This window comes from Candidatus Ruminimicrobium bovinum, from assembly GCF_902760015.1.
Classification (GTDB): domain Bacteria; phylum Elusimicrobiota; class Endomicrobiia; order Endomicrobiales; family Endomicrobiaceae; genus Ruminimicrobium; species Ruminimicrobium bovinum.
Genome location: NZ_CACWEU010000212.1, coordinates 1 through 19,681, shown reverse-complemented (window position 1 = coordinate 19,681; position 19,681 = coordinate 1). Strand labels below are relative to the sequence as shown.

Here is a 19,681-nt window from a genome sequence, read left to right as displayed (position 1 = left end):
TTAAAAGAATTTTTATTTTCTATCACTTTGCTTTCAACTTTTTCTTTTTTAGCAATATCGGATCCGCTGATACCACCTGATTTTACATCAGCCAAAACCTTATCTAATGTTTTTTTATTTTCTTTATCTTTTTTAGCTAATTTTCTTTTTATATTAACATTTTTTATAAGTACATACAGTGCAACTACCGCTAAAGCAGGCGATAAAATTTTATAACTATTTTGAACATCTTTAACAAAAAACATTAAATCGTTACCCCATTCAACAGTCTGATCTTTCAACCTTCTATCTAATTGAACACCATTGAAGAAACGATAATCAAATATCTGCAGATGCTGACCTTCTGAAAGACTACTAAAACTATTCGGTAATTCATAATATTCCTTAACAACATATTTACCTTCCTTTCTTTCACCTATGTTTACCTTAGTAACTCTTACTTCACCTTTAGTTTCTTTTTCTACTTCTCCTAATATAGCTTCTAACTCTTCAACTCGCCCGTCAGCTGCAAGATTTTTTAATTTTATAAATGGGTTACTTCCATCTACATCAATATTTAAATCTTCAATAGCATTTTCTATTATTCCACCAATATTATCTTTATTATATTCTCTACTGTTATAAGCAATCTCAACCTCACCACCATCACCATAAGAACTTATTTCTTGTTCACCATTTCTAAATGCACCGCCTGCATTTGAATTAAGAACTCCTTTTGGATCAACTCTTGCAGACATTGAACCTTCTGCTCTATACAGTGATTCCGAAGGTTCCTGTGCCATATATTGCATATTTTCATAGATTTGAGCAAAATTAAAATTACCTTTTAATATTTGGCCTAAGAAATAATTTATCGTTTCATAAATACTTACAAAAGGATCGGTATTAAACATATCATAATTTAATGTATTATCATACCTAATTTGATTATCATCTATAGAAGACATTGTTCTTGTTATAAGAGGAGTATCATTTTTATAAGCATCTTCTTCAATAACAACATTATTTTTATTATCAAATCTTAAAGTATACAAATTAATTTCATCAGCAATATTACCTTGCATTTGCTTATTTGAACTTTCCGCATCGGATGAAGTATCGTATATAGCATACATCTGAAAATCAAACTTATTTATTATCTCATCAATAGGTTTTTTATCCTTTATATTCTCTTTTATTTCGTCAAAAGATACAGAACTTTGGCTATTAACCAAAGCTGTATAAACATATCCATTTGTTCCCTCTATCTGGATCGTAGGAGAATCATAATTTAAATTTTCAAAAGATTTAACATCTTTAATATCATCAAAAGTTACATCTGCAACAATATCAAATGACGAATACATTAGTGTTTCTTGATTATAATATTGACCGGATGAAGAAGGTATTTTCATCTCAGAAGTACCTGCAAGAATTGTTCTGCTTATAGGAGTATTTTTATCGCCATCCACAGAAAATTTGATAGAATCTATTCCTATACCATATCTGTTAATAGCATATACTCTTGTAACGGTTTCTTCATCACCTTCGATATCCCTTTCCTCTATAACATTTCCGTTAACAATTTCTCTTATAATGTCTCTTTCAACTTCCTCTTCACCACCTACAAATTCTTTTTCTGTAGTAAATGTATTGAGAACATATTTTCCTTTTTCCAATTCAAAACTTGTAACGGCATTTGATGATACCCATCTTCCTTTTTCATTGCTATTATCCGTTGGAGAAATTTTACCATCATTACCCCTTAATTTATATGTTTCAGAAAATAATGAAAACTCAACATCTACATTATCGGAACATTCTCCTACATAGCCATCATATTTTTCATAAAATTTCTTAACATCTCCTTTAGTCCAATCTGGATGTCTTTCAAGAACAAGATCCGCCCATTTGTTATATGCCTCAGGATTTTTCTCAGGATCAAGATCATTAGCAGTATACCCAACTTCAACCGTAGTAAATTTTATCAAAGAAGATGCAGGTTGACCATTTACGGAAACATCCGTTTCAAGTAAATTTAATAATTCCGAAGTATCATCAGATATAGTTCCTATATCATCCACATCTGTATGCATATCGTTTATTTGAGCAAAAATATTATTCCCTTTGGAATCTTCAAAATTATCAATAGCATCAGTCCAAGAATCTCCACCATGCAAAAAGTCTGTAAGATTAATGGATTGAGAATTGTATGTTCTTACTACTTGCTTTCCTTCATCATCTTTTGTTTCAATAAAAATTTTATCTTTAACATAATCAATAATTACAACCATATTTCCATCTGTTTCAACAGCAACAGATAACGGTTCATTTTGTTCTTGTATATCAGTAATCAAGCTGTATTCAACATTCATATCAACAACTTCGTTTTTATTATCTTTATCTTGATACTGACATTTATAACTTACATTGAAACCGCTTGAATTTCCATTTTTATGGATAGATACAACTTCTTTTCTACCATCACGACCGATATACTTAACATCTACTATTTCACCTTTGTCGTTTTTAACAACAATTCTTTCCCAACTAAGATTTTCTAAATCATATCCAGTATCTATTCCCAAACGTTCTTTCAGTAATCCTTTTAACATCTCATCTGCGTCAGTAGTTCCTCTTTGAGCACCGTTTATTTCATCGCACATTTCGGAATATCCTATCTTTGCCTTTCCTTCTTGAAACTTAGAACTAGAACTATTATAAAAATTAAATAAAGTATCTTGATTATTGTTATCAGTCATTCCAACAAATTGTTTAGAATTAGGGAATAAAGATTTTATTACACCTTTTATAAAACCCAAAGTACTATCAATAGCTCCACCAATATATCCACCTACTCCGCCTCCTACTACGTTTCCTCCACCGGACCAACCCCAACCATAAGAATTACCGGAACCACCGCCATTATTTTTACCGCCTTTATAATTACCGTTCTCATCCAATTGCCAATTCCCATCTTTATCAAAAACATATTTTGGATCACTTTCTTTACCATCTATTATAAAAATAGCATAGCCATTTTTATCCGTACTAAATACTACATCATGACCATTATCAACTATCTTGTTACCTTCATCAATTATTTTTCTTAAACTATCTTTATTATAATTTGTATCAAAAGCATCAATTTTCGTAGAAAACTTTTTACCTGTTTTTTGTGATGTTCTTTCTATACTAAACTCATTGGTTTTTTTATTAAACTTTATATCAAAATTCTTACCACCACTAATATCTTTTATGTCATCATATCTGCCCATTACAGTTTTTACATCTTTCAGTATTTCTTCCTCAGTCCTAACTTTTCCATTCTTATCAAAAACATTTGCATCATATTCAATTTTTTCATCTTTACTTTTTATAGTAAATGTTCCATCATTATTATATTTTGTGTCATAATTTTTAAGAGCATTATTTGTACCTATTATTGTCTTTGTTTCTTTTACTACTTCATCTGTTTTTCTTATATTACCCTTATCATCAAAAGGTGACGCATTAAATTTAAAACCATCACTTGTTACGGTCAAAGAGCCATCTTCATTAATTTTGTTAGATACATTATAGGTACCTTTTAAACTATCATATACCTTAAAAATTGCATCTACATTATCTGCCGAACTTATATCCAAAACATAGGCATCCTCACCTACATCTCTTTTTTTGGCAACAGAAAAATCTAATTCTGTACCATTTTTCTTTAATGTAAGCTTATAGAAATCTTTTGAATCTTCTTTAACATCATAACCTTTCTTCTTTAAATTGTTAATCAAGTTCTCTCTATCTTTTTGTTCTTGTGTTTTTTCCTGTTCAGATGAATCCTTCTTATCTTGTTTATCGTTCTTTGAAGGTTCATTAGCTTGATTACTTAAAGTTTGATTACTTAAAGTCTCATTATTTAAATTATTTTCCAATTTTAATTTATCTTTATCTTCATCTTTGCCTTCGTCTAAATCTTTTTCTTTACCCAAATCTTCTTCAACAGAAATAGTTTGTAAATCTTGTTGTTGCTGTTGTTCCGTGTTTACAACATCTTGTTGTCCTATTTCAGAAGATACTGTCGAATTATCTGCAGCCGATGTGGCTCTCATAAAAGAAAGTCCACCAAGTAAAATACCAACTATAGAGAATAAAAATCTTATTCTTCCTTCATTTTTTTCTAAGAAACTATCTCTTGAAAAATAATATCCTACAAAGAATGAACCTGCAGCGACAACTAATGTAACAGGAATTGAAAGACTAAAAGTGAAAAACAAAATCGCCATAGAAATAAAAGGAGCGGCTAAGAACATTGTCATTTTATTATTTTTCAGTAAATCTTTAAGTAATCTGCTAAAACCACCATCTTTATATTCTTCAAATTCTGCAAAATTTTTAATTGCAAAAGGAAACAAGAAAGAAGATGTTGCAGCAGCTATAACTAAGAAAGACACTATCGGATTAGCAATACCTACAAAAGAAAGTAAAGAAGCTACCACAGGAATAAGCGCAGGTAGAACAATAACGGCAGCAAAACCAAAAGTACATAAAATACCAAAAGCGAAATATTTTAAATTAATACTTGAGTCTTTACCTTGATTAGTGTTTATAGCATATTGAGCATACATAAAAGAACCTATCAATGCAACTACAGCAATAACTGCAGTAACAGGGTTTATAATACCTGCAAAAGCAAGTAACCCTAAAGATAAAGCAATACCGGAAGCAATAACACCGCTTACAGTATCAGATGTATTTTTTTGTGTTTCTTCTTGAATTGTTGCAGGTTGTTCCTGTAACTTATCTTTGTTTTTTATAATAAATAAACCTTGTGCAATAACTGTAACAGCAAGTGCGACAAAACCAACCGTTATTAACAATACCGGTGTTATGGTTAAGGTTAAAGCTAATAAAGGAACAGCGATTGAAGCAGACCCCAATGCCAACATAATAACACCTGCAATTACAGCTAAAGTTCCTCCGGCTAATCCAAAAGTCATTATTGAGTTTAAATTTTGATTTATTACTGAGGATACAACATCTCTTAAACCATTTCTAAGATGTGTTGCATTTCCATATTTAGCAATATTTGCGTTATTTTGTTGATTAACAGCAGAATTAATTCTGTCTGTATATTTTTTTACATAGATTGCAAAAACTACCATAGCAAAAGCACCCAAAACAATAGGAGCTGTTAATGATAACAATACAGGGGCAATAAAATAACCGGCCGTTAATATTCCACCTATAACAACAAAAGGTGCTACTGAAGAAATCCATCTTATTATATTACCTATTTTAAGTTGTCTCTGAATTGATTGTAAGCTACGATTAAACTTGAATATAGACTTATTTTCGGAAGAGATTTCATTGTCAGTAAGTATTTCAAAAGCAGCTATCATTGTATCCATTCCCTTTTGCAAAGGATTATCATAGCAAGATGAAATAATTTCACTTTGAGCATCTACTCCAAGAGTGTTAAATATAATATTACCTGTTGAGTCAAATAAAACGGAAGCATTATCCCTTGTTTTATTTAATTCATTAAAGAATGCAATTCTGTTTTTCATTTTAGCCGCATCTAAAGCTTCTTGTAAAGATACTCTTTCTTCAACAGATATAACATTTATTTTTCCTGCATTTATCAACGAATTTAAATTTGTTTTTTTATTCTGCGAATATGTTTCAGTTAGCTTTAAAATAACATACTTATAATCTTCTTTTAGTAAATAAGCAGCATCTTGTATAACTTTTCCTTTATCTTGTTCAAAACTGATGGAATCTATACTACGTGCAATTGAAATTAAATTTTCCCTGTCTTTGGAATTTAATTTTAATTCTTCTCCATCTTGTGTTTGTATCACTTTATCTAAAGTATTAAGAACATTGCTTGTTATCTTGCTGTTTTCCAATCCAAAATTCTGCAACAAATATTTATAGGATGTTTTTCTATCAACTGAAATATTTTTCAATATTTCATTTAAAACATCTACTCTTGGATTATCAATAGCATTTTGTGCAGCAGAGGTTGCCTCGCCCAAAATTTGGTTATTTCTTGATTGTTCAATATTAAGAACCGACATCTGTTCTGCTATACCATCAAGTCTGTTTGAAAGGTCTTGTTTGAGGAATATTCTTCTGTATAGTCTGTTAAAATATGAAAGACCTCCGTTATTAACAGCCCTTGTTAAATGGTTTGTATCATCACTTATAATTTCTCTTACTAAAGAACCTCTATTTTCTTCATCAATTTTATTTACTAATACTTCTTCATTTTTAGTTTGTGAATTTGCACTTTTATCTCTACAATTTTTAAGGGATTCAACATCAATATCAAGCCCTAATTTTTTTGCTTTTTTCTGTATTCTTTCAATAGAATATATTTTAACCGTAAATTCAAAAGCACTTCCTCTACCGGCTCTTCCAGTCATTTGTTTGACAATTTCTTCATCATACAAATCTGTTTGAACAAACATTTTCTTCACATCATTATCATTCACTTTAATCTCGTTAAAATTAACACCTCTTAAAGAGTCTCTACCTACAAGTATTATATGTGTTTTTGTTCCCTTTAATATCTCATTGTATTTTGCTTTATTTGTTCTTTCATAATCTCGTAATTCTTCGTATGTATAAGCTCTATCATTTCCGAGCGTTTCTTTCCATTTTTCTTTTGCGGCATCTGAATCGGCAAACATAAATATAGCATCTATTTCATTACTGTCATCAGCTTTTTTCCCAAGATTTTTTATCTTTTCCATTTGTTCTTTTTCAGTATCGTATAAAAAAGTTCCAATATTAACATCTTTTGCACCTCGCATTGACTTAAACTCTGCAATATTAAAACCTAACGATTTCATATTTTTAGAAATAGTTCCTGATGACCCTGAAAGATTTTCTATACCTAATTTATTTTTTAAAGAATAAATATTATTTTGTGCAACTGTATTAGTAACAGAATATTTTATTTTTTTAGGCAAAGAATTATTGTTAGTTCTATATCTATATTCTAAAAAAGTTTCACCTTCTATTTGTTTTTGGAACAAATCACTAAATTCTTTTGCATAAATCTTAACACTTTCATTATTTATTTTTTTCAAAATTTCAGGGTTATTAAGAACATAAGTAAATGCACTTTGAACCGCAGCATCTTTTGTAAGACTTTTTCCCTGCATTTCATCTTCTTCATTATAATAAGCAACATAATATTCTCCACTTTCCGAATCATAACCATAGTTAAAATCAACACCTATCCTATAGTTAGGTTGTCCATACAAAACATTTAAAAGTGCTTGTATTACCAACTGCGGATGAATATCATAATTTTCAAATTGTTCACATAATTTAGCCCATTCTTCATCTGTTTTTAATAAATTTTCACCTTTTTTTGTTAACTCTATTCCATTTTTTGTAATTCTAAAATCTTCATTTATTTGTAGGGATATTACCTTATCAACAAAACCGGTCTGTTCATAAATTTCAGTTATAACAGCACTGGCTTGTTCATTATTTTGAGAAATGCCAAAATTTAAATTTTCAGAGAAAAATTTATCTACTTCCGCAAGTATTAATTTAACACTATTATTATTAATATATTTACCGTATTTTTCTTTTACTTTTTCACTGGAGCCCAATTCATTTGCAAAATATCCAAAAACTTCTATAGGCGCTACAATTATTGCATTACCACCTTTTATACCATCCAATAAAGTAGCGTATTCCAAAGTATCTTCGTTTTTAGAATACTGCAAAGAACCGTCATCATTTTTGCCTATAACATATTTTATTTTATTAATGTTTGTAGCATCTATATATTTTATTTCAACTGCTTCTTTTGAACCTAAAACATTTTCTTTCATAGCAGCAAAAGCATCACTATTTATCATTTTTGCTATATCACCAACCATTTCTTCTCTTAACTTAAAAGAAGAACTTGTTGCTAAAGAAAAATTACCATCCAAAAATTGAATAACAGCAACCAATGCATCCGCATCCGACTTACCGCCACCGACTTCAAGTTCAGCAACATTTCCACCCTTCAATTGATATAAAGCAAGCGCAAATTGAACATTTGTTTGAGTAACATCATACTGTCCTTCAGTAAGTCCATGAGAATCTTCTTGATATTTCTTAAATATTTCATAAATATCAACACCAAATTTATTTTTATATTCCTCATATAATCCTTCAACGCCATAAGCTCTTAATATCCTATCACGAGAAATATTTGCTTCAGTTCCACTGAGTTTTGCATTTTCAATTTCTTCATTTATTTTCTCTGTTTCTTTGATATTTAATTTTCCTCTTCTTAAAGAAATACCACTTACATTTAAGCCACTAAAACTTTGTTTTATTGCATGATAAATACTTGTTAAATAATTTTCATCCCCAACATTATGATAAAGTTTTACTTTTTCAAAGAAAGAAAGCCCAGCAACTCCTTCATTTGCAAAAGTATAAACATCAATATTTTCTAAAATATCATTATAAACCGGATCTGTCTCTATCAATTCTTCTACAGATGTATTAATTCTCGCGGCAATACCGGATTCTTGCAAAGAAGAATTAAGATTCTCTGCAAAATCATCTATTGATTGATCAGATAACAAAGCATTTCCTGTTTTGGCAGATTTTTCAGTTTGTTCAATAATAGCAATATCAGCAATATTATTTTCATCTTCATTTAACTTTATATTAAATATTTGTCCGTTACTTATTACAGAAATTGTATTTTTATCTATTCGCTTTATTTCAATATTCTTAGAACTTAAAGAATCCTCAAAAGCATTTTTCAAATCTTCAAACTCTTTATTAGGCAAATCTTCTATATTAATTGAGATAGCTTTCAAAAAAGCCGGTGTATTTTCAACTAATTCTTTAGATAACACCATATTAGCTAACGCTTGGAAGTTTATTTTGCTTTGTTCTTTGGCTATTTTATAGTATGTTTCTTCGGCAAGTTTTGTATCACCCTGAACGTTTGGTGTTATTACTATATTTGTAACGTTTTTATCGGATAATAATTTTGCTATTGCTTCGGTATGGAAACCACCGGCAACAACAAAATATAATTCTTTTGCCTGTGAAAGAGAATTCATTGCTTTTTCAAGGTCGGTTGCACCTTCAACGGAAGTTAAATTTTCACTTCCTTCCAAACTTGCGTCCATATTTGATATAAAATAATCGTTTCTGTGTAAGTTTATTTCATAAAATTTATCTGCGGTTTGTTCATATTCCGCAAGTGCTTTTACAAGTCTGTTATCAATATATTTAACCCACAAACTTTTAAATTTTTCTATATTTTCTTTATAATAATTCAAATCATCAGCTGTAACTTTACCTGAAAGATACGCTTTATAATAATTAACAAAATTTGAAAGGAATATTACTTCTTCTTCGGCTCTGTTTACGGCAAATCTGTCGTTAATTTCATCTTTAAAATTTTGTTCTTCCGTAATAAGTTCAAGCGGATTTATTCTTTGTGTAAGTTCAATATATTCAAAAAACTGTTCCAAATTAGGAAAATTTTGAGCAATTTCAAGGTTATATTTTCTTGAAAGTTTTATTATATAGCCATATAACTTATCCATTTGTTGAAAGTTTTTTGTTCCTTCAAGAAGCATTTTATATGCACCGTAAGGAAGAACTTCTTTAAGCTTTAAAACAAGAACCTGAAGTTCGTTTGTTATTTTTTCATAATTTAAAGTTCTTTGTTTTTCCATTAAATTGATATATAAAGAAAGGTTTTCATAAGAATTAATATCAACACCGAGTTTATCGGCATATTTTTTCATAAGAGAAAAATATTTTTTAGGTGTTGTTATACCTGAAACATAATCTTTTGACAACTGTTCTATTTTTTTCTGTTGTCTGTTATAATAGTCGTTTTGAAGTTTTTTTACACTGCTGTCAATTTCTTTAAAATAAATATCTAAAATTTCCTGGTTTGTAACAATTAAACCGAACCTTTTTAAATTATCAAGATATTCGTTTTTACTTTCCAAACCTTTTATTATTTCGGTTTTGCCACTTTTTGCACTGTAATATTCGGCACCCGTTAACCTTCCGGCATTTAACAAACTTTCAATTATTGTATCTTTTAATTCTTCATTTTTAACGGAAGTAAGCCATTTTGTGCTGACATTTCCGTAAGCACCTTCAACATATACATTTTTTACACCGTATTTGTTATCAAACATTTCTATTATATTACTGATGTTTTTCTGAACACCTGCGTGGCTGTGTAAATCTTGTATATTTATTACGATTTTATCACTGTCTTTAAAATTAACGGAGGAAATTTTTCCGTAACTGTAAGGGAGTTCAAAATCCGAAAATATTTGTTTAAATTGAGTGGCTGCCCTTGCACCGTCTGCAACCATAACGGCTGCCTGGCCGTAAACTGCCGTTAATAAAAAGCAGTTTACAACAACTATAGCCGTTACTTTTATAAAAGTCATAGAAAGTAACCAACTATAAGTGTTGTTACATAACAATTTAAACTTATCCTTGATTTTTATACCTGATAAATTTTTAAATATTTTCATATTTCCCCCTTTTTTTGCATTTCGTATAAAAATGCAAATAGCTTGGCTTGATACTTCAAGCCAAGCTAATACAAGTATTTTTTAATTTAATATTATTATAGTTATCCGACGATGTATTCTTTTTTATAAGAAACATCATCAATATAAACAACATTATATTTAACGACATAAATTCTTTGCAAACTTTGGAAAGATCTTCAAACAAAACAGGATAAGCACAAATTTTGTCCGTAACAGCGGCGGAAACATTTTTTACTTTACCGACACTTCTGTTTAATAACGAACCAAAAGAAACATCTGCCGGTAAAACAGAAAAAGAAGATGCCTCTTTCGAAGTTTTTTCCTGTTTATTTTTACTCTGCGATTCATTTGTATTTTCTGCATTTTCCGCTTGGGCAAAAAGACTCGAAATTATATTCATTGTAACAGTTGCCAAAGAGAAAAAATGATTAATTGCAGTATCAGCCGATATATTTATTGTTTTCATAAAAGAAAAATCGTACTTAACCGGAACAAACTCAATTGAACCGAGCGCAATACAAGCAAGAAGAACACAAGCCAAAGACTTGTGCATAAAACGAACATTCAAATTGGAAAATACATTTAAAATATTCTTCATACTTTACACTCTATTATAAATTATAACTCATATTTAAAATTTTGTCAAGAAGTAAAATATTTTTCTAAAGCTATTCTATTTGTTTTTCTAAGTATTTTGTAAAAGTCAATAAAGGTTCTATCCTTAATTGATCTTCAAAACCTTTATACTCCTTTCTATATTTTTCAAAAGTATCCACAAGTTTATATAATTCAACGTTGATATTCAATAAACCTTGACTAAATTCATAATAATTAATATAAGAATTAATCGAGCTCCAATCAGCAATATCCCCTTCAGCAAAAGATAATATTTTTTTTATAAAATTAACACCCGGTTCTGAATTCAACCTTAAAATTACCCACTGCTTTTCATTCCTTAATATTGTTAATTCTTTCGTTTGATTATTCCATGTTCCCAGCAATCTTCCATTATCATAAATATTATTTGAAACTATCCTATCATTATATGTTAAATATACAAATTGAGAACTGGCATTAAACCACTGAGTTGTCTGTGTTTTTGTATCATAAACATATCTTAATACCTTTGCAGGATTGTCGGGTGTTTCCCAGTCAAGAGGAACATCCCATTCATAAATTTTAAGAACACGAGGATCATTAGGAGCATCACTTAACTTTATATTCTCTGTGGAATCATCATTTGCAGCTGTGTAATACATTTTATTGTTCTTATAATAAGTTCTTGTATTATTTTCTAAATTTATAACATATTTTATGTTACCTTTACTATCATATTCATACTTTTCGGTTATTTTATAAAAGTGTGTTTCCATGTTACCGTTAAAATCATTTTCTACTTCCTTTCTTATAAAATTTACACCTTCAATACCATTTGGAACAAAATAATAAAAATCTTCTTGTTCTTTTGTTTTAGGATTAATTTCAGTTCTTATAACATAGTCTTTATCCACATCCAAAGAACTTGTACCATTTTTTATTGCTTTTACTTCATCATCAGTTAATCTTTCAACTATTTCCGAACCACAGACGAAATCTATTCTGTTATCTGAAGAAGGATCGTATTGAACAAATTTATGAGTTGTCGTTAATGCTCTACCAGCTCTATCGTAATAAGTTACATCACCAAAACTTTCATCTGATCCCATAGCAACTGTGTATAGTAACCTTGAACCATCATAGTAATATTTTTTTATTAAGGCACCCATATCGTTTCTTTCTTCCATAGCTTTTCCGTTTTCATAATATGTTACACTTTTATCTTTTGTATTCAAAACATGGGTTAAAATTTTATTTCCATTTTTATCTTTTTTATAAAAATATTCAGCCACAGTAATTCCATTACTATCAACCGTTTTTGAAACTAAACCATCTTTGTCATAGTACATAATATTATATGATCTTGATACTTCCACACTACCATCACTATTCAAATGATCTATTGAATTTGTATAAATTTTCCTCGTAACTAAAATTTTAGCATCGGCTTTATTATTTAAATTTTTAATTTCCAATATACTTTTACCATCTTCACTTATTTCATAACTTATATCATCATATTGACATGTAGATATAACATAGCCACCTCCGCCAAAACCCATGGCAATAGTTCCTTTTTCCCTACCGAAAGAATCATACAAAGTTTTTTCCTGAGTAAGTTCATTTACAACTGCCGAAATCGTTTTTCCAAACTTATCATAATAATATGATTTTGTAAGATTTCCGTATTCATCATACTCAGCCTTTGTCGAACCACTAGCATTCTTTGTTTTATAACCTGTTATTTCACCTTTATCATTTTTAACTACTGCAATATTTTTTCCTTTTATACCTTCTTCTGTGGAAAGAAGATTATTTTCTTTATCGTATGTTTTTGTTACATTACCCACTGAAACAATCTTTATTCCATTATCCAACTGTTGAACTTGCATTTTACCGGCAAAAGTCACTTTACTACCATCTTGCTTAGTCCCCGTAGTAGGAGGACGATTAAGAATATTATTATTATTCATCTTGTCTACGGTCTCAAAGGGTTGAATAGCAGATACAGGTTGACCAACAGCCATCCCTTTATAAGGATCTACAGAGTTAAGAAAAGAAGCATCAGGATAGATATTTGTGCTACTTAAGAACAATATCATTAATACCAAAACTTGAATTTTTTTCATACTTATACCCTCCAGCACCCTCCTATACACTCTTTCTCTACACTAATTATAGCACAATTATTTGAATTTTGGTAGTAACAAATGTGAAAATTTTGTGAAATTTTATATAAGTTTGTTGTAGTCGGAATCATAAACTTCATAAATTTCAAAAATAGTTTCACCAACTACAGTAGGCATGTCATCTACAAATGGAAGTTCTCTACCTAAACAAATTATTTTTTGATTTGCAAAATTTTTAATTTTATCTTTTCCTATAAGCATAACCTTATCACCGAATTCATCATTTAAAATTGCAACCTCTTTCATGTCGCCTTTTAAAGTTTTTCTGTTTTCCAATGCAAGAGTACCTCTCGTTACATCAAATAATAAGGATTTATTTAAAGCAGCATTAACCATAATTCTTATTTTGCTTTTCTTCAAAGCTTTTTCTTGTTCAACATCAACATCAACAGAAGAATCTAAATTAACTTTCTCTTCATTATTAGAATTTACTTGTTCGGATTGCTCAATATTTTCTGTTTTCTCAAGATTTACTATTTTTTCAACGGATATGTAAAGTCTAACAGGATTACCATCTACGGTTACATCTCCCTCCGGCATTTTCATTTTTCCGGTTACAGAAACTTTATGTTCTAAATTATTATTTTTATCTTCTTCAGATATATCTTCAATAATATAAAACATTTTATTATCTCCAGCCAAGTATACTTCTCCTTGTGAAGATAATTTTAATGTTCCATTTACATTGAATAAAACATATGACGTTTTATATTTAGGTGAATTTTGCCATTTATTTCTCATATATTTAGTAACCAGTATAGGACCTACAGCAACAAGAACAGCCAAAATAAAAATAACAACACCGAATATTATCCATTTATTTTTTTTATCCATTATTTAAAATACCCCCGATAAAATAAAACACCTTTTACAATTTTGTAATATTATAGTTATTTTATGAAATAATTGCAATAAAAATTTGCAAAGCAAATTTTTTAGCTGAGCCAGAAAATGCTTTGCATTTTCTTAGCTGAGCCGGGAACATTGTTCCCTCAGCCGAGAAGCCGAGGATTTAAACGACAAACGGTAAAAAACTTAACGGTAATTTATAATTTAGAATTTAAAACATGAAACTCCCCGAACGTAAATTCGGGGAGTTTTATAATAATTCTATACATCAAAAACCGCTTTGCGTTTTTTTTATTTTATTAACATACTTGTAAATGATTTTACAACAAATACAAGTGATATTACAAAAAATACTATTGCACAAACTATACTTATTGTTGAAGGAACAACCAATGCAAGTTCCAATGCCAACAAACCGAACAATGTTGTAAATTTAATAATAGGGTTTAAAGCTACCGATGATGTATCTTTAAAAGGGTCACCTACGGTATCACCTACAACGGTTGCCTTATGAAGTTCGGAACCTTTTTCCCTCATATCAACTTCAACAATTTTCTTTGCATTATCCCATGCACCGCCGGCATTTGCCATAAATATTGCCTGGAACAAACCGAACAACGCTATTGAAATTAAATAACCTATAAAGAAATACGGTTCAATAAATGCAAAAGCTATTGTCGAGAAAAATATAACTAAGAACAAATTGAACATACCTTTCTGTGCATACTGTGTGCAAATTTCCACAACTTTTTTACTTTGTTCGGTCGATGCTTTTGTAACACCGTCAAGTTTCATATTATCTTTAATATATTCAACAGCTTTATATGCACCGCTTGTAACGGCATGGTTTGATGCACCGGTAAACCAGTAAATTACCGCACCGCCTGCAATTAACCCCAATAAAAAAGGAGCATGTAACAATGAAAGACTTTCGGAAACGGCTGATATTCCCCTTTCATTCATTAACGTAAAAATAATTGAGAATATCATTGTTGTTGCACCTACAACCGCAGTTCCTATCAAAACAGGTTTTGCGGTTGCTTTGAAAGTATTTCCCGCACCGTCATTTTCTTCCAAAGTTATTTTTGATTTATCAAAATTAGGTTCAAAACCGAAATCCTTTTTAATTTCTTCCTTAATGTTAGGAACGTTTTCAATTAATGAAAGTTCATATACCGATTGTGCATTGTCGGTAACAGGTCCGTAAGAATCAACTGCAATTGTTACAGGTCCCATTCCCAAAAAGCCGAAAGCAACAAGCCCGAAAGCAAAAACCGCCGGGTATGACATAAGTTCGGAAAAACCGGTTAAAGAACTTATCGCATAAGCTATTGCCATAAGAAGTATTATAACAAGCCCCATCCAATAAGCACTGAAATTACCTGACGTTAACCCGGCTAAAATATTTAATGATGCACCACCGTTTTTAGATGAATTAACAACGTTTTTTACAAAAGAACTTGTTGTGGATGTAAATATTTTAACAACCTCAGGAATAATTGCACCGGCCATCGTTCCGCAAGTAATAATTATTGAAAGTTTCCACCAAAGTCCGTTTGCCAAATCGCCTATAATCAAATTGGAAACAACAAATGTTAATATTACAGAAACTACCGAAGTAATCCAAACAAGAGATGTTAAAGGAGCTTCAAAGTTCATTTTATCCGCATTACCGTATTTTGCTTTTGCCAAAGCACCGTTTATCCAATAAGAAACGGCACTTGCTATAAGCATCATAAGTCTCATTACAAATATCCAAACAAGAAGTTTTACCTGTGTTTGCGGTTCCCTAACGGCCAATACGACAAATGTAACCAAAGCAACACCAGTAACACCGTAAGTTTCAAAACCGTCTGCTGTAGGGCCGACGGAATCGCCTGCATTATCACCGGTACAATCGGCAATAACACCGGGGTTTCTTGCATCATCTTCTTTAATATTGAAAACAATTTTCATTAAGTCCGAGCCGATATCGGCAATTTTTGTAAAAATACCGCCGGCAATTCTTAATACGGATGCACCCAAAGATTCACCTATTGCAAAACCGATAAAACAAGGACCTGCAAGGTTACCGGGAACAAAAACCAATATTATAAGCATAACAAAAAGTTCTATACTTATAAGCAACATACCGATAGACATACCGGATTTTAAAGGTATTGCAAATGTAGGAAAAGGTTTTCCTTTCAAACTTGCAAATGCCGCTCTTGAATTTGCAAAAGTATTAATTCTCATACCGAACCATGCAACCGCATAACTTCCCAAAATACCTATAATACTGCAAAGAATAATAATTGCTATTTTATAAAACTCAAAACCCGTATTTGCAAAATAAACGGCTATTATTACAGCAAGCAAAACTTCCAATATGATAATAAACTTACCTTGTGTTACAAGATATGTTTTACATGTTTCATAAATCAACTCGGAAACTTCAAGCATTGATTTGTGAACAGGTAAATTTTTAATGGATTTGAATTGAATAAAACCGAAAATCAAGCCGAACACACATACCAAAAGACCGAGTTTTAATAATGCGGCACCGCTGATTCCGCCAAGAAACGATACGGAAGATAAATCCGGCAACATAAGATTTGCTTCCGATGCAAATGCGGAAACCGTTGCAACAAAAGTCAATACCAACGACAACAACATCCCTCTAAACTTAGCCAACATTTTTTTCTCCTTTTAATTTAAAATAATTAGAGTAATTATATTATTTAAGAGAATTATTGTCAATGAAGAATTTGCAAAAACAAATTCAAATACACCTAACGGAAATATGTTTTTATTTATTCGATAAAAAAACGGAAGACGATGAAAAAGCACGATATGTTCTAAGCAATATTTTATTACTCATTGCTTGTTGAGGGCAATAAGATACACACCTTAAACAAAAAATACACTTATTGCCAAATTCCGGAAATTCTTTTATATTGATGTTGCCCAAAGGACATATTTCAGCACACATACCGCATGCATTACACTTTGTTTTATCTGTTTTAAATTTCATTATTTTTTTTGCAAGTTTAGTATTCCATAATTTTGTAGTAATAAAACTTGAAATAAAAAAAGAAACGGAAGAAAAAAAATTGTTTTTTCTGACATAACCTTTTGAATTAATTATTCCTTTAACATATTCTTCAACTTTTACAAAAGTTTTTTCTATTCTTTTTTTGTTTGCTTTATCCGATCTGACAAGTAAAAAATTATTAGGCATTATAAAACCTTTTGCGCCTATAACTTTATAATTTTTATTTTCCAATATTTTTGCAATATGTGCTATCATACCGCAAGAACTGTCACCCATCGTAGTAAACAAAAAAACTTTTGTTTTATTACCGTCAGGTAAATTATCTATCCAATTTCTGACAAAAGGATATGTATTCCAAAAAGCGGTTGTAAAACCTATACCCACGGTTGTGCCGAGCTTTATATCACGCGGTTGAACATGTTCCATTTTATCAACGGAAGCAATACAAGAATTTTTATTAAAAACTTCAGCAATTTTATTTGCAACCATCAAAGTGTTTCCCGTACCCGAAAACACATAAATACTTACTGCCATAAAAGCACCTTAAATTTTACTTTAAAAATTTTAATCTTGAACTTTTTTTTCGGAAATTCCGCCGGCATTACCGAAACCTCTTAAAGTTCTTTTTACTATATCTCTTGATAATTTTTCCCAAATTTGAACCCTTGCCTGATCTTCGGTCATTCCGCCGAAACCCACTTTAACCGAATCCGCATAAATTTGAATACCTTCCATATTCGGCTCAATCCACAAAGTAACATTTTCGTGCTTATCAACAAAATAAGCATTTATCAAAATCCATAATTTATATTGTTCGGTAACCATATTTGCATCGTAGGTTAAAGGTTGTAATACATATCTTTTTATTTCGCAAACCAAAACACCGTCGGCTTCACCCTCGGAAGAAACAACGGAAAGCCGACCGTCTTGCATAAATTCGTCTATTATTTGTTTTGTAAATTTATCTTCCAAACCGTATTGATTTGTATTGTTTACAACCGGTCTTATATAAACTTTTTGTATATAAGAAGGCAGTAATTGAGGCGCAGGGTCATAAGGTGCGGCACATGCAAACAAAAACAAAACCGATGAAACAAATAATAAAATTAATTTTTTCATAATAAATTTTCTCCAAAAAATTTTAGCCGATAAACCGATAAGATGAACAGTTTCAGCTTTAAACTCTCAGCGCTCAGCTGCCGTTTTAACGACCACATTTATAATTTTTAACTTTATATAAATAAACTTAACTATATTTTTATTCTCAAACAAAGGTTTTAATTTGGCATCATTTAAAACCGCATTTTTAACAGCTTGTTCGTCATAAGAAACATCAACACTTATTTTTCCTCTTAATTTACCGTTTATTTGAACGGGAATTTCAACGGTATCCTGCCTTATATATTGTTCGTCAAATTTCGGCCACACGGCAGTTGAGATACAATTTTTATTACCAAGTATGCTCCAAATTTCTTCACACAAATGCGGCGTAAACGGAGATAATAACAAAACTATCGTTTCATAAACTTTTTTTGATAATCCGTCATCATTTGAATGATGTTTATACGTATACATTACATTAACAAGTTCCATTACCGCAGATATCGCCGTGTTAAATTGATGTTTTACGGAAATATCTTCGGTAACTTTTTTTATACATACATGCATTGCTCTCAATAATTCCTGTTTATCCTTATCGGTTGCCGCAACGGAAGATTTTGTATTTACCAAATCCTGCAATCTCCAAACTCTGTTTATAAATCTCCAACAACCTTCAACACCGTCACTTGACCAATCAAGTTGTTTTTCCGGAGGTGCGGCAAATAATATAAATAATCTTGCCGTATCGGCTCCGTATTTTGAAACTATTTCATCGGGACTTACAATATTTCCTTTTGATTTGGACATTGCACTACCGCCGAGCGTAACCATACCTTGTGTCAATAAATTCATAAACGGCTCATCACTTTTAACAAGCCCCATATCTCTCATTATTTTATGCCAAAATCTTGAATATATTAAATGCATACAAGCATGTTCTATTCCGCCGACATACTGGTCAACCGGCAACCAATAATTTGCCTCTTTTATATCAAAAGGAGCTTTGTCATTTTTGGCATCCGTATACCTTGCATAATACCAAGATGAATCTACAAAAGTATCCATGGTATCGGTTTCTCTTTTTGCAGGTCCGCCGCATTTCGGGCAAACGGTATTTACAAATTTTTCATCGGACTGTAAAGGAGATTTACCGTCATTTGTAAATTTAACATCCGTCGGAAGAACAACCGGCAAATCTTTTTCATCTACCGGAACTATCCCGCATTTAGGACAATGAACCATAGGAATAGGCGTTCCCCAACATCTTTGCCTTGATATAAGCCACTGCCTTAATTTATAACTTGTTGTTCTTTTTCCCCAACCTTGTTCTTCAACCCATAAAGGCATTTTTACTCTTGCATCTTGTGAAG

General features: G+C 30.8%; 8 protein-coding genes. All 8 read right to left on the bottom strand.

From position 1 onward, the window contains the following. The coding region (locus ACMUOV_RS07105) for a hypothetical protein (protein WP_413854420.1) at positions 1-10,520 on the bottom strand (10,520 nt) is incomplete at its 3' end. Between the two features lie 55 nt (positions 10,521-10,575). After that, positions 10,576-11,139 carry a hypothetical protein gene (locus ACMUOV_RS07100; protein WP_413854418.1) on the bottom strand — a complete coding sequence of 188 codons (564 nt, stop codon included), beginning with the start codon at positions 11,137-11,139 and terminating at the stop codon, positions 10,576-10,578. Between the two features lie 70 nt (positions 11,140-11,209). After that, positions 11,210-13,267: a hypothetical protein gene (locus ACMUOV_RS07095; protein WP_413854417.1), complete on the bottom strand. Its 2,058-nt coding sequence runs from the start codon at positions 13,265-13,267 to the stop codon at positions 11,210-11,212. A 102-nt stretch (positions 13,268-13,369) separates the two neighbouring features. Beyond that, a complete protein-coding gene (locus ACMUOV_RS07090) occupies positions 13,370-14,161 on the bottom strand; it encodes a hypothetical protein (protein ID WP_413854416.1) in 792 nt (263 codons plus the stop codon). Between the two features lie 306 nt (positions 14,162-14,467). Next, positions 14,468-16,831: a sodium-translocating pyrophosphatase gene (locus tag ACMUOV_RS07085; protein WP_413854422.1), complete on the bottom strand. Its 2,364-nt coding sequence runs from the start codon at positions 16,829-16,831 to the stop codon at positions 14,468-14,470. Between the two features lie 133 nt (positions 16,832-16,964). Continuing rightward, positions 16,965-17,744 (bottom strand): EFR1 family ferrodoxin, encoded by a 780-nt coding sequence (locus ACMUOV_RS07080; RefSeq protein ID WP_413854414.1) that lies wholly within the window; start codon positions 17,742-17,744, stop codon positions 16,965-16,967. A 30-nt stretch (positions 17,745-17,774) separates the two neighbouring features. Then, positions 17,775-18,329 (bottom strand): LPS assembly lipoprotein LptE, encoded by a 555-nt coding sequence (gene lptE, locus ACMUOV_RS07075; protein ID WP_413854412.1) that lies wholly within the window; start codon positions 18,327-18,329, stop codon positions 17,775-17,777. A 66-nt stretch (positions 18,330-18,395) separates the two neighbouring features. After that, the coding region (locus tag ACMUOV_RS07070) for a class I tRNA ligase family protein (protein ID WP_413854411.1) at positions 18,396-19,681 on the bottom strand (1,286 nt) is incomplete at its 5' end.